The 26,523-nt window shown below is 63.7% G+C and carries 25 protein-coding genes; 6 read left to right on the top strand and 19 right to left on the bottom strand.

Features of this window, described 5'->3' with window-relative positions:
* The first annotated feature begins 82 nt into the window (after window positions 1-82).
* Complete coding sequence (gene lexA, locus AAIH46_RS00255; RefSeq protein WP_430303493.1) at window positions 83-802, top strand: transcriptional repressor LexA; 720 nt, start codon at window positions 83-85, stop codon at window positions 800-802.
* On the opposite strand, the gene AAIH46_RS00250 is transcribed toward lexA, so the two are convergent.
* Complete coding sequence (locus AAIH46_RS00250) at window positions 783-3,368, bottom strand: ComEC/Rec2 family competence protein (protein WP_430303492.1); 2,586 nt, start codon at window positions 3,366-3,368, stop codon at window positions 783-785. The two genes, lexA and AAIH46_RS00250, sit on opposite strands and share 20 nt — an antisense overlap.
* 354 nt (window positions 3,369-3,722) lie before the next feature.
* Between AAIH46_RS00250 and gltA the strand changes: the two genes are divergently transcribed.
* Window positions 3,723-5,012, top strand: a complete 1,290-nt coding sequence (gltA, locus tag AAIH46_RS00245) for a citrate synthase (RefSeq protein WP_430303491.1) — start codon at window positions 3,723-3,725, stop codon at window positions 5,010-5,012.
* A 184-nt stretch (window positions 5,013-5,196) separates the two neighbouring features.
* Here the strand turns inward: gltA and lpxB are convergent, their stop codons facing one another.
* The 14 genes from lpxB to AAIH46_RS00175 form a co-directional block, all read right to left on the bottom strand.
* The gene (lpxB, locus tag AAIH46_RS00240; protein WP_430303490.1) at window positions 5,197-6,366 is read right to left on the bottom strand and encodes a lipid-A-disaccharide synthase; all 1,170 of its coding nucleotides are present in this window, start codon (window positions 6,364-6,366) and stop codon (window positions 5,197-5,199) included.
* Window positions 6,363-7,247: an LpxI family protein gene (locus tag AAIH46_RS00235; protein WP_430303489.1), complete on the bottom strand. Its 885-nt coding sequence runs from the start codon at window positions 7,245-7,247 to the stop codon at window positions 6,363-6,365. The genes lpxB and AAIH46_RS00235 overlap by 4 nt, the downstream gene beginning before the upstream one ends.
* A 4-nt stretch (window positions 7,248-7,251) precedes the next feature.
* A complete protein-coding gene (gene lpxA, locus AAIH46_RS00230; RefSeq protein WP_430303488.1) occupies window positions 7,252-8,067 on the bottom strand; it encodes an acyl-ACP--UDP-N-acetylglucosamine O-acyltransferase in 816 nt (271 codons plus the stop codon).
* Window positions 8,064-8,531, bottom strand: coding sequence for a 3-hydroxyacyl-ACP dehydratase FabZ (fabZ, locus tag AAIH46_RS00225; RefSeq protein ID WP_430303487.1), 468 nt, complete (start codon window positions 8,529-8,531; stop codon window positions 8,064-8,066). The genes lpxA and fabZ overlap by 4 nt, the downstream gene beginning before the upstream one ends.
* Window positions 8,524-9,585, bottom strand: a complete 1,062-nt coding sequence (lpxD, locus tag AAIH46_RS00220) for a UDP-3-O-(3-hydroxymyristoyl)glucosamine N-acyltransferase (RefSeq protein WP_430303486.1) — start codon at window positions 9,583-9,585, stop codon at window positions 8,524-8,526. The genes fabZ and lpxD overlap by 8 nt, the downstream gene beginning before the upstream one ends.
* A 49-nt stretch (window positions 9,586-9,634) precedes the next feature.
* Complete coding sequence (bamA, locus tag AAIH46_RS00215) at window positions 9,635-11,962, bottom strand: outer membrane protein assembly factor BamA (protein ID WP_430303485.1); 2,328 nt, start codon at window positions 11,960-11,962, stop codon at window positions 9,635-9,637.
* A gap of 186 nt (window positions 11,963-12,148) precedes the next feature.
* Window positions 12,149-13,270, bottom strand: a complete 1,122-nt coding sequence (rseP, locus tag AAIH46_RS00210; protein ID WP_430303484.1) for an RIP metalloprotease RseP — start codon at window positions 13,268-13,270, stop codon at window positions 12,149-12,151.
* A 31-nt stretch (window positions 13,271-13,301) separates the two neighbouring features.
* Complete coding sequence (locus tag AAIH46_RS00205; protein WP_430303483.1) at window positions 13,302-14,135, bottom strand: phosphatidate cytidylyltransferase; 834 nt, start codon at window positions 14,133-14,135, stop codon at window positions 13,302-13,304.
* Window positions 14,135-14,878 (bottom strand): isoprenyl transferase, encoded by a 744-nt coding sequence (locus tag AAIH46_RS00200; protein ID WP_430303482.1) that lies wholly within the window; start codon window positions 14,876-14,878, stop codon window positions 14,135-14,137. Before AAIH46_RS00200 ends, AAIH46_RS00205 begins: the two co-directional genes overlap by 1 nt.
* 55 nt (window positions 14,879-14,933) lie before the next feature.
* Complete coding sequence (gene frr / locus AAIH46_RS00195) at window positions 14,934-15,494, bottom strand: ribosome recycling factor (RefSeq protein WP_430303481.1); 561 nt, start codon at window positions 15,492-15,494, stop codon at window positions 14,934-14,936.
* Between the two features lie 52 nt (window positions 15,495-15,546).
* Window positions 15,547-16,272, bottom strand: a complete 726-nt coding sequence (gene pyrH, locus AAIH46_RS00190) for a UMP kinase (protein WP_430303480.1) — start codon at window positions 16,270-16,272, stop codon at window positions 15,547-15,549.
* 98 nt (window positions 16,273-16,370) lie between these two features.
* On the bottom strand, window positions 16,371-17,297 hold the full coding sequence (gene tsf / locus AAIH46_RS00185; RefSeq protein WP_430303479.1) for a translation elongation factor Ts: 927 nt from the start codon (window positions 17,295-17,297) through the stop codon (window positions 16,371-16,373).
* A 240-nt stretch (window positions 17,298-17,537) separates the two neighbouring features.
* Window positions 17,538-18,317 carry a 30S ribosomal protein S2 gene (gene rpsB / locus AAIH46_RS00180; protein WP_430303478.1) on the bottom strand — a complete coding sequence of 260 codons (780 nt, stop codon included), beginning with the start codon at window positions 18,315-18,317 and terminating at the stop codon, window positions 17,538-17,540.
* Window positions 18,318-18,548: 231 nt separating this feature from the next.
* On the bottom strand, window positions 18,549-19,382 hold the full coding sequence (locus AAIH46_RS00175; protein ID WP_430303477.1) for a cell envelope integrity EipB family protein: 834 nt from the start codon (window positions 19,380-19,382) through the stop codon (window positions 18,549-18,551).
* 113 nt (window positions 19,383-19,495) lie between these two features.
* Here AAIH46_RS00175 and AAIH46_RS00170 point away from each other — a divergent pair, with 113 nt between their 5' ends.
* Genes AAIH46_RS00170 through AAIH46_RS00155 form a run of 4 tightly spaced genes read left to right on the top strand, consistent with a single transcriptional unit; the run spans window position 19,496 to window position 22,338 of the window.
* On the top strand, window positions 19,496-19,966 hold the full coding sequence (locus AAIH46_RS00170) for a RidA family protein (protein ID WP_430303476.1): 471 nt from the start codon (window positions 19,496-19,498) through the stop codon (window positions 19,964-19,966).
* A complete protein-coding gene (locus AAIH46_RS00165) occupies window positions 19,963-20,700 on the top strand; it encodes a glycerophosphodiester phosphodiesterase family protein (protein ID WP_430303475.1) in 738 nt (245 codons plus the stop codon). Before AAIH46_RS00170 ends, AAIH46_RS00165 begins: the two co-directional genes overlap by 4 nt.
* A complete protein-coding gene (locus AAIH46_RS00160) occupies window positions 20,697-21,884 on the top strand; it encodes a GNAT family N-acetyltransferase (RefSeq protein WP_430303474.1) in 1,188 nt (395 codons plus the stop codon). Before AAIH46_RS00165 ends, AAIH46_RS00160 begins: the two co-directional genes overlap by 4 nt.
* Window positions 21,885-21,906: 22 nt before the next feature.
* On the top strand, window positions 21,907-22,338 hold the full coding sequence (locus AAIH46_RS00155; protein ID WP_430303473.1) for an HIT family protein: 432 nt from the start codon (window positions 21,907-21,909) through the stop codon (window positions 22,336-22,338).
* 39 nt (window positions 22,339-22,377) lie between these two features.
* Here the strand turns inward: AAIH46_RS00155 and AAIH46_RS00150 are convergent, their stop codons facing one another.
* The 4 genes from AAIH46_RS00150 to clpS form a co-directional block, all read right to left on the bottom strand.
* On the bottom strand, window positions 22,378-22,719 hold the full coding sequence (locus AAIH46_RS00150) for an AzlD domain-containing protein (RefSeq protein ID WP_430303472.1): 342 nt from the start codon (window positions 22,717-22,719) through the stop codon (window positions 22,378-22,380).
* Window positions 22,716-23,489: an AzlC family ABC transporter permease gene (locus AAIH46_RS00145; protein WP_430303471.1), complete on the bottom strand. Its 774-nt coding sequence runs from the start codon at window positions 23,487-23,489 to the stop codon at window positions 22,716-22,718. Before AAIH46_RS00145 ends, AAIH46_RS00150 begins: the two co-directional genes overlap by 4 nt.
* Before the next feature lie 92 nt (window positions 23,490-23,581).
* Window positions 23,582-26,101: an ATP-dependent Clp protease ATP-binding subunit ClpA gene (clpA, locus tag AAIH46_RS00140; protein ID WP_430303470.1), complete on the bottom strand. Its 2,520-nt coding sequence runs from the start codon at window positions 26,099-26,101 to the stop codon at window positions 23,582-23,584.
* A gap of 9 nt (window positions 26,102-26,110) precedes the next feature.
* The gene (gene clpS, locus AAIH46_RS00135) at window positions 26,111-26,464 is read right to left on the bottom strand and encodes an ATP-dependent Clp protease adapter ClpS (RefSeq protein WP_430303469.1); all 354 of its coding nucleotides are present in this window, start codon (window positions 26,462-26,464) and stop codon (window positions 26,111-26,113) included.
* Window positions 26,465-26,523 lie beyond the last annotated feature (59 nt).

Below are 26,523 nucleotides of genomic sequence, written 5' to 3'. Positions count from 1 at the left end.
CACCGGATCTTAGGCACTTGCGGAACACATGTGGAACAGATAGTGTTCGTTCTGGATTTGTTTCCTTCAGGGGGTCGCCGCCATGCTCACGCGCAAACAGCAGGAACTGCTTCTGTTCATTCACGAACGGATGAAAGAATCAGGTGTTCCGCCGTCTTTCGACGAGATGAAGGACGCTCTGCAACTGGCATCCAAGTCGGGCATCCACCGGCTGATCACGGCGCTGGAAGAGCGCGGTTTCATCCGCCGGCTGCCGAACCGGGCGCGCGCGCTGGAAGTGATCAAGCTGCCGGAAGCCTATTCCGCAGCACCGCAGCCGCGCCGCGGGTTTTCGCCGAGCGTCATCGAGGGAAGTCTCGGCAAGACGCAAGCACCCTCGGCCGCCCGCCCCGTCGCCATCCCCGCCAATGATGCGACCTCCGCCTCCGTCCCTGTGATGGGACGTATCGCTGCCGGCGTGCCGATTTCGGCGATCCAGAACAACACGCACGAAATCAGCGTGCCGATGGAGATGCTTGGGCCGGGCGAGCATTACGCGCTCGAGGTCAAGGGCGATTCGATGATCGAGGCCGGCATTCTGGACGGCGATACCGTCGTCATCCGCAATGGCAGCACAGCAAGCCCGGGCGATATCGTCGTGGCGCTGGTCGACGACGAGGAAGCGACGCTGAAGCGTTTTCGCCGCAAGGGTGCCTCCATCGCGCTGGAGGCCGCAAACCCGGCTTACGAGACGCGTATCTTTTCCGCAGACCGCGTCAAGGTTCAGGGCAAGCTCGTCGGCCTCATCCGCCGCTATCACTGATCATCCGCGCCAACCGCTCGGGTAGCTGCTCGTCCATGCTGCGCGTACGCCAGTCGTAGGCGCGATGCTGCGTCCACGGGCGCCGGATGCCGGTCATCGCCGCACGCAGGTGCCAGCTTCCGGGATCGCGGCTGGCGGCGAAATCGATCTCGACGGCGCCTATTCGTCTGAGGCTCGCGCCGTTCAGCATCAGCGCGTTCGAGCGGCACGTGTCGAAACGGGCGCGCGGTGCGATGATGAGGTCGGCCGTATCGCAGGCAGGCCCGGCATAGCGCGCGTCGTCGATCCAGGCGATGCGATTGCCTGTTGCGCTTCGCAGCAGACAGATTTTCTGGCCGAGGCAGACGAACCGGTCGGGAGGCGCGCCGGCGAATGTGTCCTGCATCAGTGCCCGGGCGGACGCCAGTCCTTCGCGGGTCAGCGGTTGCGGCCTCGCGGGAGCGACAGGTTTGGACGTCTGGCCGGTCGTCGCAGTTGCGTCCGGGCTGGCTGTTGGGTTGCTCTTCGTCGTCTCAGGCGTCGGCTCGGGGTTTGCCGCGGGCACAGGGTGCCCCGCTGGCTGCTGGTTCGCTGCAGGCACGGGGTTTGCCGGCGGCTCGGGTGGTGCGTCTCTGCGCTCGGGGCTGTTGATCTCGCCCAGCTGAAGGGCGCTTTCCCACTGCCGGTAGAGGAAGGCCGGCGGGCGCGGCCGGTTGAGGCTGGCGCCAGTTCCGTCGAGCGCCGCTACCAGTGCACCATCCTCTGAAATCAGCAGGTCGGGGTTCTTCTTCGATGGCTCGACCATACCGGCCAGCAGCAGACCTGCGCCGAGCGGAACGAGGCCGAACAGCGCCAGGCGCGTCCGCAGGAGCACCAGCAGCAGCAGGCCGACAGTCGTCAGCGGCAGGAACCACGGCTGCGTGCGGCCAACCACCGTGTTTCCGCCCCAGGAGGCGACTTCGGTGGCAATGGCGATGACCATGCCCGAGCCCAGGCCCATGACGGCGAAGAACGGTTTGTCGAGACCGAGCGGCATCGCCAGCATGCCAAGCAGGCCGGCCGGCATGACGACCAGCGAGACGACCGGCATGGCCGCCAGGTTGGCGACGAGGCCGTATCCGGTCAGCTGGTGAAAGTGGCTGACTGAAAAGATCGCCGTCGACAGGCCGCCGATCAATGAGGTGATGAAGGTTCCGCTGACCATCGTCCAGAGGCTCGACAGACTGCGGGCGGCAGCCCCGGCGGCCGGCGGCCGCGTGTCATGGTCGTGCCGTGCCCGCCGCGCCGTCCAGCCGGCATAGCCGGCGACGAGCGCCGCGGTTGCGGCAAACGACATCTGGAAGCTCGGGCCGAGGACGGCCGAAGGCGACAGGATCATGATCACCAGAGCCGCCAGGGCGATGTTGTGGAGGCTGATCGACGGGCGGTCGAAGAACACGGCAGTCAGCATGATCGCCATCATCAGATAGGCGCGCTCGGCGGAAACGCCGAAGCCGGAGATGACGTAGTAGAGCGTGACCAGCAGCAGCGCGCCACCGGCGGCAATCTTCTTCGTCGGCAGAGCCTGCGCCAGCGGCGGCGAGAGGCTGAGGAGGATACGCAGGCCGACGAAGCAGATGCCGGCGGCAAGCGCCATGTTGAGGCCGGAGATGGCAACGATATGGGCAAGGCCGGCCATCCTGAGCGCGGTCACCGCCTCGCTGGAGATCGCCCGGCGTTCATCTGTCACGATCGCTGCGGCGAAGGCGCCGGCATCGCCGGGAACGAAGCTGCGGATCCGGTCGCCGACCGTGCCGCGCAGCGAGTAGAGAGACATCTGCGCCCGCTCGGGGAAACTCAGGTCCACCGCCGGCCCGCCGGCCTGCGGCTTGCCGTAAAAATAGCCAACCGCGCCGATCCCGTCGAAGAAAGCGGCAAAGCCGAAATCGGTCAGCCCCGGCAGTGCCGGACCCGACGGCGGCGAGAGCCGTGCCCGACCGGTCAGTACCATCCCCGGCGCGATGCTCGCCTCCTGCCCCCTTGCGAGCACCGCCACCCGGTCCGGCGGGCGAACGAGTTGCGGATCTCGGGTGGCTGTGAGCCGCACCACATAGCGCCAGCTTCCATCGCCGGCCGCCTCGCGTCGCTCGACGATGCCCTCGATCCTGGTCGTCACCGCACTGTCGAGTACCTGTGTCGTCTGCCGCCACGTCTCTAGCGCCGCAAGCCCCATTCCGGCGATGATGAAGGCGAGCGCCGCCACACCGAGTGCCGTCCCCTGCAGGCCGCGGGCAGCGGCGACCGACGCCAGGAGGAGCAAGGGGACCGCGAGCCAGCCGACAAATGCCGGCGGCTCCAGGGGCAGTCCGAACCAGAGGAGAATGCCGAGCCCCAGCAGCAGCGGAACGGCGAGAAACAGCCGCCCATGGGCGATTTCTTCGGCACCGAGCGCTCCCAGGCGAAGCGCCGCCTGCCGCGCAGAGGCAAGCCGAAGGTGGGTCTTTGCCCGGGAATTCACCGAGGTCTGGAACTTGGCGGCCGGCCAGTGGTTCTCAGGCACCGTCGGAACAGGAGATGCGTCCGGCGGCGCCCGTGGCATCGCCGGCATGTGTCGCTCATCTGCGATCTGCGCGTCATGCTGCGACAATCGAGCCCCCCGGAGAATTTGCTTGAATTCACCGCCGCCCTCTTAACCGATCGACAACCTGCACCCGATTATCAGGGGTGGTCAATGACGCTTTTGTCATCACGCGGACCACGGCGGGCGTTTGGATCGATTAAAGTCCAGCAACCCCCGCAAGACGCTCCAGATGACGCCGAAAGTGCCCTTGCCCGCCCCTCTTTCGCGCCGCACAATTAGCCTTCACCAGTGCTTGGCAGCGCGCATCAGATCATATAGCTACTTTGAGACGCTTCATTCTTCTGGCGCATTTTGCGCCATTCCGCCCATCGGAGGATCAGCATGACGGACACAAGCGCACATCTTGGATTGGGAGATAAGAAGGTCGATCTTCCCGTAAAAAGCGGGACGATCGGCCCGGACGTGATCGACATCGCGTCGCTTTACAAGCAGACCGGCGCCTTCACCTACGACCCCGGTTTCACCTCGACGGCCTCCTGCGAATCCAAGATTACCTTCATCGATGGCGACGAAGGTATCCTGCTGCATCGCGGATATCCGATCGAGCAGTTGGCCGAGCAGGGTGACTTCCTGGAAACCTGCTATCTGCTGCTGTACGGCGAACTGCCGACGGCTGCGCAGAAGAAGGATTTCGATCACCGCGTGACCCATCACACGATGGTGCACGAGCAGATGAGCCGTTTCTTCACCGGCTTCCGCCGCGACGCCCACCCGATGGCCGTCATGGTCGGCACGGTCGGCGCTCTGTCGGCCTTCTACCACGACTCGACCGACATCACCGATCCGCATCAGCGCATGGTTGCCTCGCTGCGGATGATCGCCAAGATGCCGACGATCGCGGCGATGGCCTACAAGTACCATATCGGCCAGCCGTTCGTGTATCCGCAGAATGATCTCGACTACGCGTCGAACTTCCTGCGCATGTGCTTTGCCGTGCCGTGCGAAGAGTACAAGGTAAACCCGGTTCTGGCGCGCGCCATGGACCGCATCTTCATCCTGCACGCCGATCACGAGCAGAACGCCTCGACCTCGACCGTACGCCTCGCCGGCTCGTCGGGTGCCAACCCGTTCGCCTGCATCGCGGCCGGCATCGCTTGCCTCTGGGGTCCTGCACACGGCGGCGCCAACGAAGCGGCGCTCAACATGCTGATGGAAATCGGCACGGTCGACAAGATCCCGGAATACATCGCCCGCGCCAAGGACAAGAACGATCCGTTCCGCCTGATGGGCTTTGGCCACCGCGTCTACAAGAACTACGATCCGCGCGCCAAGATCATGCAGAAGACGACGCATGAGGTTCTGGCGGAACTCGGCCACAATGACGACCCGCTGCTGCAGGTTGCCATGGAGCTCGAGAAGATCGCCCTCACGGACGACTACTTCATCGAGAAGAAGCTCTATCCGAACATCGACTTCTATTCGGGCATCACGCTGAAGGCGATGGGCTTCCCGACCACCATGTTCACCGTGCTGTTCGCGCTGGCTCGTACCGTCGGCTGGATCGCCCAGTGGGCGGAAATGATCGAGGATCCGCAGCAGCGCATCGGTCGTCCGCGCCAGCTCTACACCGGCGCCGCGCAGCGCGATTACGTGCCTGTCGCCAAGCGCTGATCGCTCGGCTCGACAGCGGAATACAAAAAAGCCCGGAGCCATACTCCGGGCTTTTTGCTGTTTCGAGACCTCTGTGCCGCACCTCGTAAGTGCGCCAAGCGCACAAATCGCGCGTAGCTCGCCCAGCCGGCGGATCGCGCTGGCGAATCGCTGCACAGGATCCGTCTAATGTCAGTGGAATGGTCTAGAGACGCTGCCTGTCGGAAAGCAGTTGCAGCACCAGGCCGGCGCCGGCCTCGCCGGGCGGCACGGAGGTCGACAGCCGCTGCCAGACGAGGTCGAAGCCTTCCAGCATCGCGCGGCGCTGCGGCGTTTCGCTCGACAGGCATTCGGCCCAGCGGCAGAGATAGCCTGCCCGCACGAGCTCGTTGATATGTTCGGGCACCACCGGCTGGTCGGCGATCAGGTTCGGCAGCGCGCCGGACCACACCTTGATGCGTTTGGCCATCAGCCGGATCAGCCAGTCCGCCTTGTAGATGGACACTGCCGGTACGCCGCAGAGCGCGAGTTCCAGCGTCACGGTGCCGGACGCGGCGATCGCTACGTCGGCTTCGGCAAAGGCGCGCCATTTGCCGGCAACGTCGCTCGAAAATTCCGGCTGCACTGGCCAGTCCCGCAGCAGGTCGCGAACCAGGTCAGCCTGGCGCGGAACCGTCGGCAGCAGAAACCGCATGCCGGGATTTCGCTCGGACAGCAGATCTACCGTCGCCTTCAGCTCCGGCATCAGCGCGCGAATTTCGGTCGACCGCGAGCCGGGCAGCAACAGAATGGTCTTGTCGCCTTCCGCCAGCGGCCGAGCCGCGCGGCGCGCCCTCACCGTCACGACAGCCGGATCGACGGTCAAGCGGTGGCCGACGAAATCGGTCTTCGGGCCGCCGAGACGGCGCATCGCCTCAGGCTCGAAGGGCAGCAGCGCCAGCACCTGATCGACATAGCCGAGCATCGCCTTCGCCCGGTATTCCTTCCAGGCCCAGACGCTCGGGCAGACATAGTCGACGACCGGCAGGTCCGGCAGCTTGGCGCGTACACGTTTGGCGACCCGATGGGTGAAATCCGGGCTGTCGATGATGAGCAGAATGTCAGGACGCGCGGCAATGATGGCGTCTGCCGTCTGGCGGATCCGCCGCAGCAGCAGCGGCAGGCGCTTCAGCACCTGCGTCACGCCCATGATCGACAATTCCGAGAAATCGAAAAGCGACTGAAGACCCTGCGCCTGCAAGCTCTCGCCGCCGACGCCGATCAGTTCAACCGGGCCATCATGGGCGCGCTTCAGATGCGCGACCAGATCACCACCCAGAAGATCACCGGAGACCTCGCCGGCAACGACCGCGATCTTCAGCGGACGCGCGCTCATGCGAGCCCCTCCCGAGGCAGCCCTGCATCGAGGCCGCAGACGAACAATTGCGCCTCGTCCGCCAGTGCCAGCATCGCCGGCCGGTCGATCACCAGTGCCCGCCCGGCCTCGACCGCGACGCCGGCGAGACCGGCGGCGATCGCTAGGCGCACCGTGGAGGGTCCGACGGTCGGCAGATCGGCCCGCACGTCCTGCTGCGGCTTGCAGAGCTTGACGAGGACGCCGCGGCGCCGGGCGGAAATCCGGCCTGTGCGGCGAAGATCGGCCACCCGCTCCAGCATCTGGTCGGTCCCCTCCGCGCCCTCGAGCGCGACGATCCGGCCGCCGACGCAGACGGCGCCCTGGCCGACGTCCAGCCCGCCGAGAAGACGCGCGGCATGCGCTGCGATCTCGATGTCGCGGCGGTCGTCGGCATTGGGGAATTGTTTCGTCAGGACGCCGGTCTGCGCCAGAAGATCAGGGGCGATGTCGTGCACGCCAACGACCCGGCAGCCCATGCCCTCGAACAGCTTGATGACCATCTGCAAGACGGTGTCGTCACCGCCGGCCAGCAGCGTGCGCACCACGGACGGCATTTTCGACAGCGCCCGCCAGGTCGGATGGATGTCGCGCCATTCCGGCCGGCGCTTGACGCCGCCCGACATGACGATGCGGCGAACGCCGCGTTCGCGAATGATTTTCTCGATACCGGCAAAATCGCCGACGCCCGCAACGACATGATCGAAACCGGAGAAATCCCGATCCGCCTCGTTCTTCAGGAGGATGACCACGGGATCATCACCGGCGCTGCGCGCCGCCTCCGCCACATAGAGCGGCAGGAAGCCATTGCCGGCGACGATAGCCAGGCGCCCCTCCGGGTTCGCTGCCGGAGCGGCGCCCATCGGATCAGGCCTTGCCGCGATACGGCGAGGAGATCGCACGGTCGCTTTCGGCGCCAATGAAATCGATGATTTCCAGAGCCTCCGGGCAATCCAGATACTCCTCGCGAACCTCTGCGGCGCGGGTGCGGACCGAACCCTCGCCGTCGAAGATCTGCTTGAAGGCGCGGCGGACCTGATGGATCACCGACCGGTCGATGCCGGCGCGGCTCATGCCGACGACGTTCAGGCCGCCGAGCACACCCGGGTTGCCGTTCAGCATGCCGTAGGGAATGACGTCGTAGTTGACTGCAGAGAGGCCACCGATGAACGCCTGGCGGCCGATGCGGCTGAACTGGTGCACGGCGCAGCCGCCGCTCAGGATGGCGCGATCGCCCACATGAACATGGCCGGCGAGCATCACGTTGTTGGACAGGATGATGCCGCTGCCGAGCCTGCAATCGTGCGCCACGTGGGAATTGGCGAGAAACAGGCAGTTGTCGCCGACGCTGGTGATCCCGCCGCCGCCGACCGTACCGGTGTTCATCGTCACGCCTTCGCGCATCGTGCAGTTTTCACCGACGACAAGCCGCGATTCCGCGCCGGCCTCGTGCAGGCTCTGCGATACGCCGCCGATCACCGCCATCGGAAAGATCTTGCTGCCGCGCCCGATCTCGGTCAGGCCGTCGACGACTGCATTGGAGATGACCTGCACGTCATCCTTCAGGACGACGCGGGCACCGATATGGCTGAAAGGGCCGACGACGACGTTCTCGCCGATCACCGCGCCTTCCTCAACAACGGCCAGCGGATGGATCCGGGCGCTGGAGGCGATACTGCTCATTCGTCATCCTTTGGGCGGATCATGGCGCCGATATCGGCTTCCGCAACAAGCGATCCGTCAACCTTGGCATCGCAATGGAACTTCCAGATATTGCCGCGCTGCTTCTGCTTGACGACATGGATCTCGACGCGATCCCCCGGCACCACGGGCCGGCGGAAACGGGCATTGTCGATGGTCATGAAATAGACGAGCTTGCCGCCCTCGCCCTGTTTGCGAGCACAGATCGCCCCGGCCGTCTGGGCCATGGCTTCGATCAAAAGAACGCCGGGCATGATTGGTCGCTCGGGAAAATGTCCGACGAAATGCGGTTCGTTGGCCGTCACGTTCTTGATGCCGACCGCACTCTCGTCGCCGTTGATGTCGACGATCTTGTCGACCAGAAGAAACGGATACCGATGAGGCAAGAGCTTCATGATCTCCAGAATGTCGACGGAATCGAGCGCCGTCTTCTCCTGATCAATCATTGCGTTCTCCTCTTTTCTTCGCGCGCTCGTCCGAGCGCGCCATCATCTCGGCAACGTCGCGCATGAAGTCCGGCATCGGCCGGGCCGGGATGCCGCCGTACCGTCCGCCAGGCGGTAGGGATGCGATCACGCCGCTCATCGCAGCAATCTGCACACCGTCGCCAATGGTGATGTGACCATTGACGCCGACCGCTCCACCGATCTGGACGCCGTCGCCGATCGTTGCGGAGCCCGCTATACCAGCACCGCTCGCGATCGCGCAATGCCGACCAATGCGCACGTTGTGGGCAACCTGCACAAGATTGTCGATCTTCGTCCCCTCGCCGATCACCGTATCGTCCATCGCGCCGCGGTCGACGGTGCTGTTGGCGCCGATCTCGACGTTGTCCTGGATGATCACGCGGCCGATCTGGACGATCTTCAGCATGCCGCGCGGTCCCGGCGCGAAGCCGAAGCCGTCCTGGCCGATCCGCACACCGTTGTGAATGATGACATTGTTGCCGATCAGGGCGGCGACGATCGAGGCGCCGGCGGCAACCGAGCAGTCGCGGCCGATCCGAACGCCCGCGCCGATCACCGAACCTGCACCGATATACGAGCCGGAGCCGATTTCAGCGCCGGCGCCGATGACAGCCATCGGCTCTACCGTGACGTCCGGCTCCAGGCGTGCGGACGGATCGATATAGGCGGCGGGTGAGATGCCGCCGTCCGATACGATCGGCGGAATGCGGGCCGCCTTCGGATACAGGAAAGCGCCGGCCATCGCGAACGCCGTGCTCGGCTTCGAGGTCAGCAGGACGGGAATATGATCGGGGATCATCGGCCGCAGGGCGGCATCCACGAGGATGGCCGAGGCCTTGCAGGTCTCGAGTTCATCCTTGTGCTTGCGCGAGAGGATGTAGCAGAGGTCGCCCTCGCCTGCCCGCGCAACCGGCGAAACGGACCGGATGATCCGGTCCGCATGCGCCTCGTCGGCGAGTTCCGCACCGATCAGGGCTGCGAGTTCACGCAGCCCCACACCGGCGTGCGGTGGGAAGAAGTCGTTGTTGTCCATCAGCCAAAGCTCCAGAACAGTTTCGGTCCGCAGTTCTGGGCGGCAGATGTCAGAACTGGTTCGCCATGCTGAACCGGAAGCGCTGCTCCTGGTCGAAGTCTTCCTTGGCGACCGGCATTGCATAGTCGAACCGCAGAGCACCGAAGGGCGAAGCCCAGGTGATGCCGGCGCCGACGGATGCACGCCACGAACTGTTGGTACCCAGCACGCCGGTGGCATTGGCCACTTCGTTGCCATAGAGCGTACCGGCATCGGCGAATACGGCTGCACGCAGACCGAAGTCTTCCGGAACGGCCGGCATCGGAACGCTGACTTCAGCGGAGGCCGTGAAGTAGGTCGTGCCGCCGATCGTATCGCCGTTCGGCATGCGCGGACCGATACCGTCGCTTTCGAAGCCACGAACCTGACGGCCGCCCAGGGTGAACTGGTCGAAGACGTTCAGGTCATCGCCGGTCTTCACCACATGACCCGCACCAACGGCCAACTGACCGATGATGTCGAGTTCGTCCGACAGCAGGTGGAAGTAGCGGGCGCGGCCGTAGATCTTGTAGTACTCGGAATCGCCGCCGACGCCTGCAAATTCATGCGTTGCGGTGGCATAGATGCCCTCGCGCGGCAGGGTCATGCTGTCGACCGTGTTGTAGGTCAGCGTCTGGCCGATGATCGACTGCTCGTATTTGCCGCCGTTCACCAGTTCCTGATACGGCTGCGACAGGTTGGTCGTCCAGTTGCCGTCACCTTCGTACTCGATCTGCTTGTAGGTGTAGCGGAACGTCGTCGCCAGCTCTTCGGTGATCGGCGCCGTGACGCGCAGGGTGAAGCCCTGTTCGTTGTAGGTGTAGTAGTCGTTGTTCGACGTCTGGCTCTTGAACACGTCGAAGCCGGCTGCCAGGCGGTAGCCCAGGAAGTACGGCTCGGTGAAGTTGAGCGAGTAGGTCCGGGCATCGTCCTGACCGCCACCTGCGGCGACGCGGATGTACTGGCCGCGACCGAGGAAGTTCTTTTCTTCGACCGACGCTTCGAGCACGACGCCGTCGTCGCCGGCGTAGCCGATGCCGACACCGAAGGAGCCCGTCGACTGGTCTTCAACATCGACGACGATGACGACGCGATCCGGCGATGAGCCAGGCTGCGTGCCGACATTGACCTTGCTGAAGTAGCCGAGCGCTTCCAGGCGGCGCTTGGCGCGGGTGACCATCTGCTGGTTGAAGGCATCGCCTTCGCTGAGATCGAACTCGCGGCGAATGACGTAGTCACGGGTGCGGGTGTTGCCGCGGATGTCGATCCGCTCGACATAGGCGCGCTCGCCCTGGTCGATCAGGTAGGAAACGCCAACCGTGCTGTTCTGGAAGTTGCGGTCGCCGCGCGGGGTAACCCGGGCGAAGGGATAGCCGGCTTCGGCCACCTTCTTGGAGATCGCTTCCATCGACTTCTGCACGTCGCGGGCGTTGTAGACGTCGCCCGACGTCGTCTGCACCAGACCCGTCAGATCCTGACCGTTGATGCCGGGAACCGTCGATTCGACATTGACGTCGCCGAACCGGTAGCGCGGGCCTTCGTCGACAGTGAAGGTGATCGTGTATTCGTTCTTCGACTCGTCCAGCGCGGCGTCGGACGACACGATGCGGAAGTCCGGATAGCCGTGGTTGTAGTAGAACTGGCGAAGCGCTTCCTCGTCGGCGCGCTGCTTGTCCTGCGTGTAGACGTCCTTGCGGGTCAGGAACGACAGCGGACCGGATTCCTTGGTCACCAGCACGTCGCGCAGACGGCTGTTGCTGTAGGCCTGGTTGCCGACGAAGTTGATGTCGGAAATCTTGGTGCGGTCGCCCTCGTTGACGACGAACGCAACGTTGACGCGACCCTGGCCGACCGGTGCGGTCTGCGTGGTGATCTCCACGTCGTTGCGGCCGATCTGGGCGTAGGCTTCCTTGAGGCGCTGGATGTCGGCGCTGATGAGGGCATCGCTGTAGGGGCCGAGCGGCTGAGTCTGGACGACGGTCGTGAGCTTGTCGTCCTTGATCTTGCGGTTGCCGTTGAACACGACCTGGTTCACCAGCAGGTTTTCATTGACGTTGACAACCAACGTGCTGCCGGAAACGGAGATCTTCACATCGGTGAAGTAGCCGGTCGCGTAGAGCCGCTTGACCGATTCATCGATGTCGGAGTTCGAGAAACTGGTACCCGGGCGAATGGTCAGGTTGGAGCGAACGGCTTCCTCGCCTGCCCGCTGAGCGCCCCGCACATCGACGCGCTGGATGACTGCAGCTTCGGCGGACAATGGCGAACCAAGTACGACAACACCTGCGCCCGACGCGACAACCCCAGCAGACAGCGCAAACGCCGACACTGCGTTCAAAAACTTTGAACCAGCTTTCATTTCAATTCTTACCTTTTCCCGTTGTCCCTCGGCGGGTGGCACCCGACTCCGGCCACGTGTGTCGTTTTACCTGCTTTTGCCCTACAAGCAAGGTAGGCCGTTAATTTCTATTTACTTCCTTTGAAACCGTGACCCAATGGCCACGACGACTTCAAAACAAGGTAAATAGTTGGTTTCCATTCCATATCAGCCGATCAGGTTACTGATGTCGTTCCACGTCGCGAAGACCATCAGGCTGAGGACCATAGCCAGTCCGACCCGGAAAGCAATCTCCTGAGCACCGGCACCCAAGGGTTTTCCCCGGACCGCCTCGATGGCGTAGAAGACGAGGTGCCCACCGTCGAGGACGGGCACCGGCATCAGGTTCAACAGGCCGATGGAGACCGACAGGACGGCTGCAAGCTGGATCACGGCGGCAAAGCCGAGGCTCGCCATCTGGCCGGATGCCTGAGCAACACGCACCGGTCCGCCGAGCTGGTCCGGCTTCATGCGGCCGGTGACGAGATTGCCGATATAGCGGAACGTGCCGGTGATGATGTGGCCGGTTTCCTTGACGCCCTCGCCCACTGCCTGCAGCGGCGAATAGGTGACGAGACGGAAATGACCGCGCTCTTCGTTGGTGACGACGCCGATCAGGCCGAGCTCGACCTTGTTGCCGAACTGGTCGGTGATCTCGGTGCGCTTTGGCACCATCGGTAGGTCGAGCTTCTGGCCGTCGCGCTCGACGGTCACGGTGATCGCGGTTTCCGGACGGATGCTGACGTAGCGGCGGACATCGTCGAAGGTGCGGACCGCCGCGCCGTCCAGCGCCACCAGGCGATCGCCCGGCAGAACGCCGGCCTCGGCCGCCGCACTGTCAGCCCGCACTTCTGCGACGACCGGGTCGGCCACCATCTTACCATAGACGCTAAACAGTACCGCGAAGATGACGATGGCGAGGATGAAGTTGGCGATCGGACCGGCAGCGACGGTGGCTGCGCGCTTCCACAGCTTGGCACCGGCAAGCGTCTGCGCCCGTTCGGCCTCTGTCAGGTGCGAAAGCCCTTCGGCATCCGGCTTGCTCGACGCGTCTTCGTCACCGAAGAATCGCACATAGCCGCCAAGCGGAATGGCCGACAGCTTCCAGCGTGTGCCGTGGCGATCGGTGAAACCGACGATTTCAGGCCCGAACCCCACCGAAAACGCGGTGACCCGCACGCCGCTCCAGCGACCGACCAGGTAATGGCCCATTTCGTGGACGAAAACGAGGAGCGACAGCACGAGCACGAAAGGAATGATGTAGCCCGTCAAGAAAGCGAGTACCGCCATTTCAGTCCAATGCTCCGAGAAGGGTGGCCGTTCACAACCCGAAAAGGAAGGCGGCCACTGAAGTTCCGGCTTCTTCCGACCATGCCGCATGCATGATTGCAAGTAGGAAAGCCGTGAACCCGGCGAAAACGAGGCCGTCGACGCGGTCCATCACGCCACCGTGTCCGGGGATGAGGTGGCTCGAATCCTTGACGCCGAAACGGCGCTTGATGAAGCTCTCGAAAAGGTCGCCGATCTGGCTGGACACCGACAGCAGGAATGCGATGATGACAGTGCGCAGCGACAGCGACGGGAAGAAGGCAAAGGATACGGCGCTTCCGGCGACAATGCCCGACACGGTTCCACCGATCGCGCCGGACCAGGTCTTGCCGGGGGAGATCCGCGGGGCAAGCTTCGGGCCGCGCAGCGCGCGTCCGACAAAATAGGCAAGGATATCGGTCGCCCAGACAACCGCGAAGACGAACAGCATCGCCAGCAGGCCCGGCTGGTCTGCGGCCCTGATCGCCGCAAGCGAAACGCCGCTGAGACCGGAATAGAGGATGCCGCCCGGGAGCCAGCCGGTGCTGCGCCGAACGGCGAGCCAGACGAGTGCGGTAAGGGTGAAGCCGCCGACCAGCGGAACCCCTAGGCCTTCGTCGCCGAATGCCAGGTTGAGGGCGATGGCGACAATGGCGAGCCAACCGAGAGCATTGCCGCGGAAGTCGACGTCGGCAAGCCGCGTCATGCGCGACCACTCATAGTAGACGAGCACGGCGATGAGCGCCGACAGCAGGCGGAACGGGAAGCCGCCGGCCCAGGTGGCCGCAAGAGCCACGATCGCCAGGACGATGGCGGAGAGGATCCGTTTTCGCAGCTCTGAGGACATCAGCCGGCCACCGCCGCAGTCTTGGCGGAGAGCCCACCGAACCGCCGGTCACGCGAGGCGAAAATCCGCAGCGCCTCGTTGAAGGCCTCGGCGCCGAAGTCGGGCCAGTACTGCGGCAGGAAGACGAATTCGGTATAGGCGGCCTGCCACAGGAGGAAGTTCGACAGGCGTTCCTCGCCGCTGGTGCGGATGATGAGGTCCGGGTCGGGGATGCCGGCCGTATCGAGATGGGCGCCGATCAGGTCGGGCGTGATCGCATCGGCCTTCAGGCGGCCGGCCTCGACCTCGCGCGCCAGGCGGATTGTCGCCCGGGCGATTTCGTCGCGCGAACCGTAGTTGAAGGCGATGACCAGCGTCAGTCCGGTATTGTTGCGGGTCGTTTCCTCCGCCTCCAGCAGCAGCGGAAGAATATCGCCGCGCAGGTCTGTGCGGTCGCCGATGATCTTGATGCGGACGTTCGACTTGTGCAGCTCGGCCAGATCCCGACGCACGAAGCGGCGCAGTAGGCCCATCAGGTCGGATACCTCGCTCTGCGGCCGCGACCAGTTTTCCGACGAAAACGCGAACAGCGTCAGGAAGTCGACGCCGGCGTCGCCAGCGGCCTTGACCGTCCGGCGAACGGCTTCGACGCCCTTGCTGTGGCCGACGGAGCGCGGCAGGCCGCGCTCGCTTGCCCAGCGTCCGTTGCCATCCATGATGATCGCAACATGCTTCGGCACAGGTGGCATTTCACCGCTGATCATGGACTGTCCACTCGTTTCGCCGGCTTTTCAAACACGATGTCAGGCGGGGCCGGCCCTAGACCTGCATGATTTCCTTTTCCTTTTCCGCAAGCAAGCGGTCGATCTCGGAAATTGTGTCGTCGGTCATCTTCTGCACTCTTTCCGACTGCGCGCGGCTGTCGTCCTGGCCGAGATCGCCGTCCTTTTCAGCCTTCTTCAGGGCTTCCATGCCGTCACGGCGAACGTGGCGGATGGCGACCTTGCTCTTTTCGGCGTAGTCGTGCGCGACCTTGACGAGCGACTTGCGGCGCTCTTCGTTGAGCTCGGGCAGCGGGATGCGCAGGTTCTGGCCGTCGACGATCGGGTTGAGGCCGAGGTTCGATTCGCGGATGGCACGATCGACCGCGTTGACCATCGACTTGTCCCAGATGGACACGCCGAGCATGCGCGGCTCGGGAACCGTGATGTTTGCGACCTGGTTCAGCGGCACGCGCGATCCGTAGGCCTCGACCACCACCGGATCGAGAATGTTGGCAGAGGCGCGGCCGGTGCGCAGCGAAGCTATGTCGCTCTTGAAGGCCGAGATCGCGCCGTCCATGCGCCGCTTGATGTCGTTAAGGTCAACGGGTCCACTCATCTTCCGCTCCGTTCTGCAAAGGCTGCGCCAGTCAAACGACCGGCGCCCGTCATCAGTTGTCGTTGACGATGGTCTTGCGACCACCGCCGGTCAAGATCTGGCCGAAACCGCCCTTCTCGTGGATCGAGAAGACGATAATCGGAATGGAATTCTCGCGCGCCACGGCAACCGCCGCAACGTCCATCACGGCAAGGCCCTTGCCGAGCACTTCGCCATGGGTCAGCGTTTCGAAGCGCGTCGCAGTCGGATCCTTCTTCGGGTCGGCCGAGTAGATGCCGTCGACCTGCGTTCCCTTGAAGATCGCCTCTGCGCCGATTTCGGCGGCGCGCAGTGCAGCGGCCGAGTCGGTGGTGAAGAACGGGTTCCCGGTACCGCCGGCGAAGATCACCACGCGGCCCTGCGCCATGTGGTGCAGCGTGCGGCGCTGGGAGAAGCTCTCACAGATTTCCGGCATTGCGATGGCCGAAAGCACGACCGTCTCGATGTCCAGCTTGCGCAGCGAGGTCGCCAGCGCCAGCGCGTTGATCACCGTTGCCAGCATGCCCATGTGATCGCCGGTCACCCGGTCGCCACCCTTGGAGGCAACGGCCACGCCGCGGAAGATGTTGCCACCACCGACGACAAGCCCGACCTCGACGCCCATCTGCACCGCTTCGGCGATATCGGCAGCAATCCGGTCGGCAACGGCGACGTCGATGCCAAAGCCCTGGCTCCCCATCAGGGCCTCGCCGGAGACCTTGAGCAGCACGCGTTTGTAGAGAGGGTGTGTGGGGGACATGGAAACTCCTTCGAGGATCGCACCGAGTGCCGGATACACGAAGGGCATCGCATTGTCACGCGATGCCCCCGGCATTCACAGGTTTTGACTGATCGCGATCAGTGCTTGGCGACTGCTGCCACTTCGGCGGCGAAATCGCTTTCTTCCTTCTCGACGCCTTCGCCGAGCAGCAGGCGAACCATGCCGGTCACTTCGATCGGCGCGCCGACGTCCTTCTCAGCTTCCTTGATGGCAGCAGCGACGGTCAGGTCCGGGTTGATGACGAAGGCCTGCGACAGAAGTGCCACTTCCTCGTAGAACTTGCGCATGCGGCCTTCGACCATCTTCTCGATGATGGCTTCCGGCTTGCCGGATTCGCGCGCCTGTTCGATGAAGACGTTGCGTTCGCGCTCGGCGACCGAAGCGTCGACTTCTTCAGGACGGACGGCCAGCGGGTTGGTCGCTGCGACGTGCATGGCGACCTGACGGCCGATGGCGGTCAGCGCATCCTTGTTGCCGGTCGACTTCAGCGCGACGAGAACGCCGAGCTTGCCGAGACCGTCGGCTGCAGCATTGTGGATGTAGGTGGCGACAACGCCTTCTTCAACCGAAAGCTTGGCGGCGCGACGCAGGGTCATGTTCTCGCCGATGGTGGCGATCGCATCCTTGATGGTGTCGGCAACCGTCTTGCCCGTTGCCGGGTAGGTGGCGGCGCTGGTGGCTTCGACGGAACCGTCGGTCGAAAGCGCGACCGAAGCGATGCCGCGGACGAGAGCCTGGAAGGCATCGTTGCGGGCGACGAAGTCGGTTTCCGAGTTCAGCTCGACAGCAACGGCGCTGGTGCCGGCCGAAGCGATGCCGATCAGGCCTTCAGCGGCGGTGCGGCCCGACTTCTTGTCAGCCTTGGCGATGCCCTTGGCGCGCAGCCAGTCGACCGCAGCTTCCATGTCGCCATTCGTTTCGGCGAGCGCCTTCTTGCAGTCCATCATGCCTGCGCCGGTCTTTTCGCGCAGTTCCTTCACCATTGCGGCTGTGATTTCGCTCATGTTTGCCTCTTGTCCAATCAGGGGTGCGCCTGCCGGAGTACGAGGGCCGGCGCCCGTTTGGGGCACGAATGTACCCAGATGTATGACAGCGTAATGAATGGCCATCGGCGCGGCTCTCGCCACTTGGGCAGAACATGGGTTCCGCCGGCGCCGGACGCCTTGGATGCGGAGATCGCCAACACAGGCGACCTCCCCCATCCGTCTTCGATGCGGGCGGCGAACCGCCCGCCTTGCGGAGCCTTAAGCCTGAGCTTCGGCGCCGGCTTCGTCGGCCAGAGCCGGCTCGACCGGAGCTTCGGCGGCAGCGCCGAGGTCACGACCGGACGCGCCCTGCTGACGGGCGATGCCGTCGATGGCTGCACGGGCAACCAGGTCGCAATAGAGAGCGATGGCGCGCGAAGCGTCGTCGTTGCCGGGGATCGGGTAGTCGATCAGGTCCGGATCGCAGTTCGAGTCGATGATGGCGACGACCGGGATGCCCAGGCGCTTGGCTTCATCGATGGCGATCTTTTCCTTGTTCGTGTCGATGATGAACATCAGGTCCGGAGTGCCGCCCATGTCGCGGATACCGCCGAGAGCCTTGTCCAGCTTCTCGCGTTCGCGCTCAAGGTTCAGACGCTCCTTCTTGGTGAAGCCCGAAGCTTCCGAAGCCAGGATCTCGTCGAGCTTGCGCAGGCGCTGGATCGAGTTCGAGATGGTCTTCCAGTTGGTCATCATGCCGCCGAGCCAGCGGGAGTTGACGTAGTACTGGGCCGAACGCTTCGCCGAATCGGCGATCAGCTCGGAGGCCTGACGCTTGGTGCCGACGAACAGGACGCGACCGCCACGGGCTACCGTGTCGGAAATCACCTGAAGGGCGCGCGACAGCATCGGTACGGACTGAGCCAGATCGATGATGTGAATGTTGTTACGATCGCCGAAGATGTACGGCTTCATCTTCGGGTTCCAGCGGTGAGTCTGGTGGCCGAAGTGAACGCCAGCTTCAAGAAGCTGACGCATGCTGAAATCAGGCAATGCCATGCCTTTTTCTCCTAGTTTCCGGTTTAACCCCCGCGAGGCGAACAGCCGCTTCGAAAGCGACCACCGGCGGAACGGACCGGATTTCTCCCGATCAATCCCAAGCCTCGCGTGTGGAATGATGCTGCGCATAACCGTCTTGCGGCACAAATGCAAGCGTTTCGGGCAAAATAGCCGCCAACGATGCGCCGGGTTCGGGTTCGGCAGCCGCTGGCGTGGCCGATCCGGCCAGTCTCAGCGGCAGGTCTCCGGCGCCTTTTCGAGGACTTCCAGCTTGGCGAGCGTGCCCGACAGCACGAAGTCACCGTAGTCCATCGTCAGGTCGCGGGTAATGCCGTTGTCGTAGAGTTTGAACGACATGCGGTAGACGGGCACCGCATCCGCCTTCGCCTCCTCATTGTAGTAGGCGATGGTGACCGGCCAGTACTGCTTGCCGGCAAAGTCGCCGGCGCTCTTGGCGTCCGGATCGTCCTGCCTCGGCGTCTGCGGCGCACCGATTACCGTGCTCGCCAGCAGGCTCTGGTCACCGTTCTCCGATCCGTCGAAGATCCGCGCCTCGAAGAACCGCTTTCCGGCCCGGGCGTTGTCGATCACCTGCAGCATGTGCTCGGTGGGGAACTGCGCCGGCGTCAGGTCTACCTGCCGATGGTCGGGTTTGGCCAGATCAACCTTGATGCCGTTCTCGGCGTTGCTCGCCTCGCCGGCCACCTGCTTGTCGAGCTTCTCGTCGGTGAAGGATTTCGTGTCGAAGCGGAACTGCCGGGCGCCGGGATTTTCGAAGGTCGTCGTCTGCTGGTCGGTCACCCGCATCTCTTCGCCGGTATCGATCTTGGTGACGAAGCGGAAGCTTGTGGTAAAGCCGGCGCAGGGCGAGCCAGTAAACTCGTAGACCATCCGGCCGAACATGCCTTCGATCCCTGAGCGGTCGGACACGTCCTTCAGCTTCAGTTCGTAGACGGCCCTGTGCGGAATGAGGGCACGCGCCGCCTCGACACCGGCCGAGGCAGGGCCTTGAAACGCCAGGAAGGTACCGGCAAGCAGGACGGCTCCGAAGCTCGTTCGCAACATCCACAATCTCCTATGGAACTCGAAGCACGATGTTATATGAACGCCGTCGAGTAAGGCTTAACGTCATCTCTGACGGAAACGAGTCTTTTTTACAATGCAAGCCGGAGGATGAAATGTCGCAAGCGATCGAAGACCGCCTGAAGGAACTGGGGATTGAATTGCCGGTCGCGGCGGCCCCGGCAGCGAACTACCTGCCCTACACGCTGAGCGGCAACACGCTCTACATTTCCGGACAGTTGCCGATGGAAGGCGGTAAGGTCGCCGTCACCGGCCTCGTCGGATCCGACGTCGACGTGGCAACCGCCCAGCGGGCTGCGGAACTCTGCGCAATCAACATCCTGGCGCAGGCAAAAGCGGCGCTCGGCGGCGATCTCGGCAAGATCCGCCGTGTGCTCAAGCTCAACGGCTTCATTGCTTCCGCACCCGGCTTCGTCGAGCAGCACCTGGTGATGAATGGTGCCTCCAACCTGGTGGCCAACGTGCTCGGCGAGCCCGGCAAGCATGCGCGCGCCGCCGTCGGCATGGCCGCCCTGCCGTTCAACGCCGCGGTCGAGGTCGACGCCGTCCTGGAGGTCGAAGCGTGAGCAGCAAGGCCGACTGGATCCGCGACCTGCCCGTCGCTCACCGCGGCTATCACGACCTGAACCACGCGGTCTGGGAAAACACGCTTTCGGCGTTTTCTCGGGCGGTGGATGCCGGCTTCGCGATCGAATGCGACGTACAACTGTCGGCCGACAGCATACCGATGGTCTTCCATGATCACGACCTGCAGCGGCTCTGCGGCATCGTCGGCGATGTGCGCGAGCGCATGGCGAACGAACTCGGGGCCTTGTCGGTCGGCGGCACCGCGGAGCGCATTCCGACGCTGAAGCAGATGCTGGCGCTGGTCAAGGGTCGCGTGCCGCTGGTGATCGAGCTCAAGGGCATCGATGCCGAGCAGGACGACGGCTTTGTCGAGAGCGTGCTGGACGTGCTGGAGGGTTACCAGGGCAAGGTGGCGCTGATGAGCTTCGACTTCCACCTGCTGCGCTCGCTGAAGGCTGCCGAGAGCCCCTATCCCGTCGGCCTGACGGCAGAGGGAGCAACACCCGAGAAGTTCTTCGAGCACGACGAGGCCATGCAGCTCGGCCTCGACTTCATCTCCTACAAGTGGAGCGATCTGCCCAACAGCTTCAGCGAGGGCCAGCGGTCGCGCGGCGTGCCGATGATTACCTGGACGGTGAGGGATGAAAACGCCCGCACCCATACCTATAATCATGCAGACCAGATGACCTTCGAGGGTTTCGACCCGAGAGAAAGCCCAGCTCCCGCCGCATGACAGACAATCTCATCCTCCGCGTCGAAAGAAGCTTCTCGGCAATCGATCCAGATGTGTGGTCGCAGCTGTCGGGGACGCGGCGCGGAGGAGAGGTTGCTTACAATCCCTTCCTGTCGCATGCCTTCCTGTCGTCGATCGAGGAATCGGGTTCGGCAACGGAAACGACCGGATGGCTCGGACATCATCTCCTGCTGCAGGACCAGGACGGGTCCCTTCTCGGTGCCGTTCCCGGTTACCTGAAGAACCACAGCCAGGGCGAATACGTCTTCGACCACGGCTGGGCCGACGCCTTCGAACGAGCCGGCGGCAGCTATTATCCGAAGCTGCAATGCGCCATCCCCTTTACACCGGCAAGCGGCCCGCGGCTTCTGACGCTCGACGGTCCGCGGTCGGAGGGCCTGCGGATGACGCTCGCTGCCGGTCTTGCGGAAGTCACCCGGCAGCTCGGCATCTCGTCGGCACATGTGACGTTCCTGCGCGAGGAAGAACTGCCGGCCTTTGAGGCGGCCGACTTCCTGCACCGCACCGACCAGCAGTTCCACTTCATCAACGAAGGCTACGAGAACCACGAGGCGTTCCTGGCGCAGCTGTCGTCGTCGAAACGCAAGAACCTGCGCAAGGAGCGCCGCGCGGCGCTGGAAAACGGCATCACCATCGACTGGCTGACCGGCAGCGACCTGACCGAAGACATCTGGGACCAGTTCTTCACCTTCTATATGGATACCGGCAGTCGCAAGTGGGGCCGACCTTACCTAACCCGGCAGTTCTATTCGCTGATCGGCGAGCGGATGGCCGACGACATCCTGCTGGTGATGGCCAAGCGCGACGGGCGCTACATTGCCGGCGCCATCAACTTCATCGGCGAGGAAGCCCTGTTCGGCCGGCACTGGGGCTGCATCGAGGATCATCCCTTCCTGCATTTCGAGGTCTGCTACCATCAGGCGATCGATTTTGCCCTGGCCAAGGGTCTGAAGCGCGTCGAGGCGGGCGCCCAAGGGGAGCACAAGCTTGCCCGCGGCTATCTTCCCGTCACCACCCATTCGGCCCACTACATCGCCCATCCGGGTCTGCGAAAAGCGATCGCCGACTATCTGCGACGGGAGCGCCGCGAGGTGGATCATGCGAGCGACTACTTGACCGAGCACAGCCCCTTCCGCAAGGGAGAGCGGCAACAGGACGACTAACGGTTCAACGGGAGAGCGACCGATGACGACGCAAGCCTATGATGAGAACAACATCTTCGTCAAAATCCTGAAGGGCGAGATCCCCTCCCACAAGGTTTACGAAGATGAGCATACGCTGGCCTTCATGGATGTCATGCCGCAGGCGCCGGGCCATCTGCTGGTGATCCCGAAGACCGGGTCGCGCAACCTGCTGGATGCCGATCCCGCCGTTCTCCTGAACATGGTTCCGGTGGTGCAGAAGCTGGCAGTGGCTGCCAAGCAGGCCTTCGAGGCTGATGGCGTTGTGGTCGCCCAGTTCAACGAACCGGCCGCCGGACAGACCGTCTTCCACCTGCATTTCCACGTGATCCCGCGGCGCGAAGGCGAGCCGCTGAAGCCGCATTCCGGCACGATGGAGGATCAGGGCGTCCTTGCCGCCCATGCCGAAAAGCTGCGGGCCGCCCTCGCCTCCTGATGGCGTCCGGGCAGCTTTGACCAGCCGGAGCGTCCGGGGTCAGAAGCCGAGCACGTAAAGGCCGCCGACAAGCAGCAGCATCGAGGTCGCGACGGCAACCGCGACCTTCTGGCCGGTCAGCAGAAATGCCAGGAAACCGATCCCCAGCGCCGCCAGCCGCAGCCAGAGGGGCGAGCCGGCAAGCGTGCCGGTCGGGAAGACGACGAGCTTTGCCGTCACCGCCATGACCAGGGCGGTTGCAACCGCCCTCACCCAGTGCAACGCCTCGGAATCCTCATCCAGCCGGTTGCCGACGATCACCCCCAGCCAGCGCCAGAGATCGGTCGCCAGCCAGCCGGCGACGACGATGACGAGGTAGGTCCACCACCAGGCGTCGCTCACAGCGCGTCCTCCACGGCGGATGCCGGTGCGGGCTTGGCATTCCGACGTGCGCGCAGAAAGAACCGGTCGATCAAATAGGCTGCCGTCCCTCCGCCGACGCCGGCATAGAGGATGTCGAATTCCGGCTCGATCAGCGCCATCGCCGGACCCATCACCACGCCCACGACGAAAGCCAGCTTGACCACGGTATGTCGGGCCGAGGCCCAGATCGAGGCGAAGAAATACACCGGCGTCAGCATGAACAGGGCGCCCGCCACCAGCGGCGGAAACTGCGCGACGATGCCGTAGCAAACGGCGACGATCAGCGCATTCACCAGCGTCAGGGTGATGGCGAAGCCGCCGAAATAGGCCGTCCGCTTGTCGCGCGGCACGTCGTTCAGATGCTGTATGGCAAACACCCAGGAGGTGATGGCAACGAAGTGCGACAGGAAGATCAACAGCCAGGTCGGGCTCCGGTCGTTCTTCATGTCCGGCATGATCGAGGCGACCATCGGCATCATGCGGATCGACGACAGGGTGACGGCCAGAAACGATGCGGCAAGCGGCGCGCCGCCGGCCATCGTGCCGATCAGGATCATCTTTGCCGGCAGCGCCCACACGGCGAGCGTCATGAACACCGCCTGGTCGCGGGTGATGCCGGATTCGAGTGCGAAGGCACTGAAGCCGACAAAGGATGTCATGAGGATCAGTGCCGGCAGGGTGAAGACGCCGCGCATGCCCGAAAGAACCCAGGAGAGGCTGGAACGCGCGTCTGGTGCGGCAGCAGGCATTGTTCAGTCCGGGATTTGCCGCCTCGATCGGACGGCTGAACAAAAAGATGCCGGGGAAGATCCCCGGCACGACGTCATCTGGGCTGAAAGCCTTACTTCTTCTTCGGCACCCGCGGAACGGTCTGCCCCTTGCGCGGCTTGACCGGCTCCTCGGTCAGCACGTCTTCATCGTCGGCCTTGGCCTTGGCGACCTTGTCCTTGCCGCCGGCGGGCTTCGCCTTCGGTTTGGCGACCTTCGCCTTTGCCTTGGTTGCCGGCTTGTCCTCTTCGGCAGCCTCGACCTCGGCTTCCGGCTTCGGCTTCACCGGCGCGGTTTCCGACAGGCATTCGAGCATCAGCCCATCCTTGCCGTCATCCTTCTTGCCGACGGTGACGCGGACGACGCCACCCTTGCGCAGCTTGCCGAACAGGATCTCGTTGGCGAGCGGCTTCTTGATGTGCTCCTGGATGACGCGCGACAGGGGCCGTGCGCCCATGCGTTCGTCATAGCCCTTCTCGGCCAGCCAGGCGATCGCATCCTCGTGCAGGTCGAAGGTGACGTTGCGCTCGGAGAGCTGGGTTTCCAGCTGCATGACGAACTTCTGCACCACCTGATGAATGACGGCCGTCGGCAGCGGTGCGAACGGGATGGTCGCATCGAGACGATTGCGGAACTCCGGCGTGAACAGGCGGTTCAGCGCCTCCTCGTCTTCGCCGGTGCGCTTGGAGGAGCCGAAGCCGATGGCGGCCTTGGCCATTTCCGATGCGCCCGCATTGGTGGTCATGATCAGGATGACGTTGCGGAAGTCGATCTTCTTGCCGTTGTGATCCGTCAGCGAGCCGTGGTCCATCACCTGCAACAGGATGTTGTAGATGTCCGGATGCGCCTTCTCGATCTCGTCGAGCAGCACCACCGAATGCGGATGCTGATCGACGCTGTCGGTCAGGAGACCGCCCTGGTCGAAGCCGACATAGCCGGGAGGTGCACCGAGCAGGCGCGAGACCGTGTGCCGCTCCATGTATTCCGACATGTCGAAGCGCAGCAGCTCGACACCGAGCGAGGTCGCAAGCTGCTTGGCGACTTCCGTCTTGCCGACGCCGGTAGGGCCGGAGAAGACGTAGGAGCCGATCGGCTTGTTGGGCTCGCGCAGCCCCGCACGGGCAAGCTTGATCGCCGTCGAGAGGGCTTCGATCGCGGTATCCTGGCCATAGACGACCGAGCGCAGTTCCTTCTCCAGGTTGGCGAGAACAGCCTCATCATCCTTGGAGACGGTCTTGGCCGGGATCCGCGCCATCGTGGCGATGGTTGCCTCGATCTCCTTCTCGGTGATCAGCTTGCGGCGCTTGGACGCCGGCAGCAGCATCTGCGCCGCACCGGTCTCGTCGATCACGTCGATCGCCTTGTCCGGCAGCTTGCGGTCGGAGATGTAGCGGGCCGACAGCTCCACCGCCGACTTGATGGCGTCGTTGGTGTAGCGCAGCTTGTGGTATTCCTCGAAATAGGGCTTCAGGCCCTTCATGATCTCGATCGCATCGTCGATGGACGGCTCGTTGACGTCGATCTTCTGGAAGCGCCGAACGAGTGCCCGGTCCTTCTCGAAGAACTGCCGGTATTCCTTGTAGGTGGTCGAACCGATGCAGCGGATGGCGCCCGAAGACAGGGCCGGCTTCAACAGGTTCGAGGCATCCATGGCGCCGCCGGAGGTGGCACCGGCACCGATCACCGTATGGATCTCGTCGATGAACAGCACGGCGCCGGGATACTCCTCGAGTTCCTTGACGACCTGCTTCAGCCGCTCCTCGAAATCACCGCGGTAGCGGGTCCCGGCGAGCAGCGTGCCCATGTCGAGCGAGAAGATCGTCGCATCGGCGAGTGCTTCCGGCACCTTGCCTTCGACGATACGCTTGGCGAGGCCCTCGGCGATCGCCGTCTTGCCGACGCCCGGATCACCGACATAGAGCGGATTGTTCTTCGAGCGGCGGCACAGCACCTGGATGGTCCGGTTGACCTCCGAGTGACGACCGATCAGCGGATCAATCTTGCCGGTCTTGGCCTTCTCGTTGAGATTGACGCAGTAGGCCTTCAGGGCATCCTGGGGCTTCTTGGCCGAACCCTCGTCCTGGTCGCGGCCGGGCTTGGCTTCCGCCTCGCCTTCCTCGGCACCACGCGGCGAGCGGACCTGGGACGCGCCCGGGCGCTTGCCGATACCGTGGCTGATGTAGTTGACCGCGTCGTAGCGGGTCATCTCCTGCTCCTGCAGGAAGAAGGCCGCATGGCTTTCGCGCTCGGCAAAGATCGCGACAAGCACGTTGGCACCGGTCACTTCCTCGCGGCCGGACGACTGGACGTGGATGACGGCGCGCTGGATGACGCGCTGGAAGCCGGATGTCGGCTTGGAATCCTCGTCGTAACCGGTGACGAGGTTGGCAAGTTCGTTGTCGATGTAGTCCGACACGGTCTTGCGCAGGACATCGAGATTGACGTTGCAGGCACCCATGACGGCCGCGGCGTCGGCATCATCAAGAAGAGCGAGCAGCAGGTGTTCCAGCGTCGCATATTCGTGGTGCCGCTCGTTGGCGAAGGTCAGTGCCTGATGCAGCGCCTTTTCGAGACTAGGCGAAAATGTTGGCACGTCGGTTCCTCACTTCTTTTCCATGACACATTGCAGCGGATGTTGGTGCTGACGGGCGAAATCCATGACCTGACTCACCTTGGTCTCAGCGACCTCATACGTAAAGACCCCACATTCGCCGACGCCATGATTGTGAACGTGCAGCATGATGCGAGTGGCCGCTTCGCGGTCCTTCTGAAAAAAACGCTCCAGAATGTGAATGACGAAGTCCATTGGGGTGTAGTCGTCATTCAGTATCAGGACGCGGTAGAGACTGGGCTTCTTCGTCTTCGGCTGCGTGCGGGTAATCACCGACGTGCCGCGATTGGCGTTGTCTCCGTTGGCGTCCTTTTCGTTTTGCATAAAGATCGGCAGTGCGATCATCTTTCTTCATTCCCCAGTTGTCCGGCCGGTCCGTTGGGGGTCCTGTTCAAGCCGAACAT

This window comes from Rhizobium sp. 0TCS1.26 (assembly GCF_050455525.1).
Taxonomy (GTDB): Bacteria; Pseudomonadota; Alphaproteobacteria; order Rhizobiales; family Rhizobiaceae; genus Neorhizobium.
Note: the sequence above shows the minus strand (reverse complement) of the source record. Positions and strands in the feature narration are given on the sequence as shown.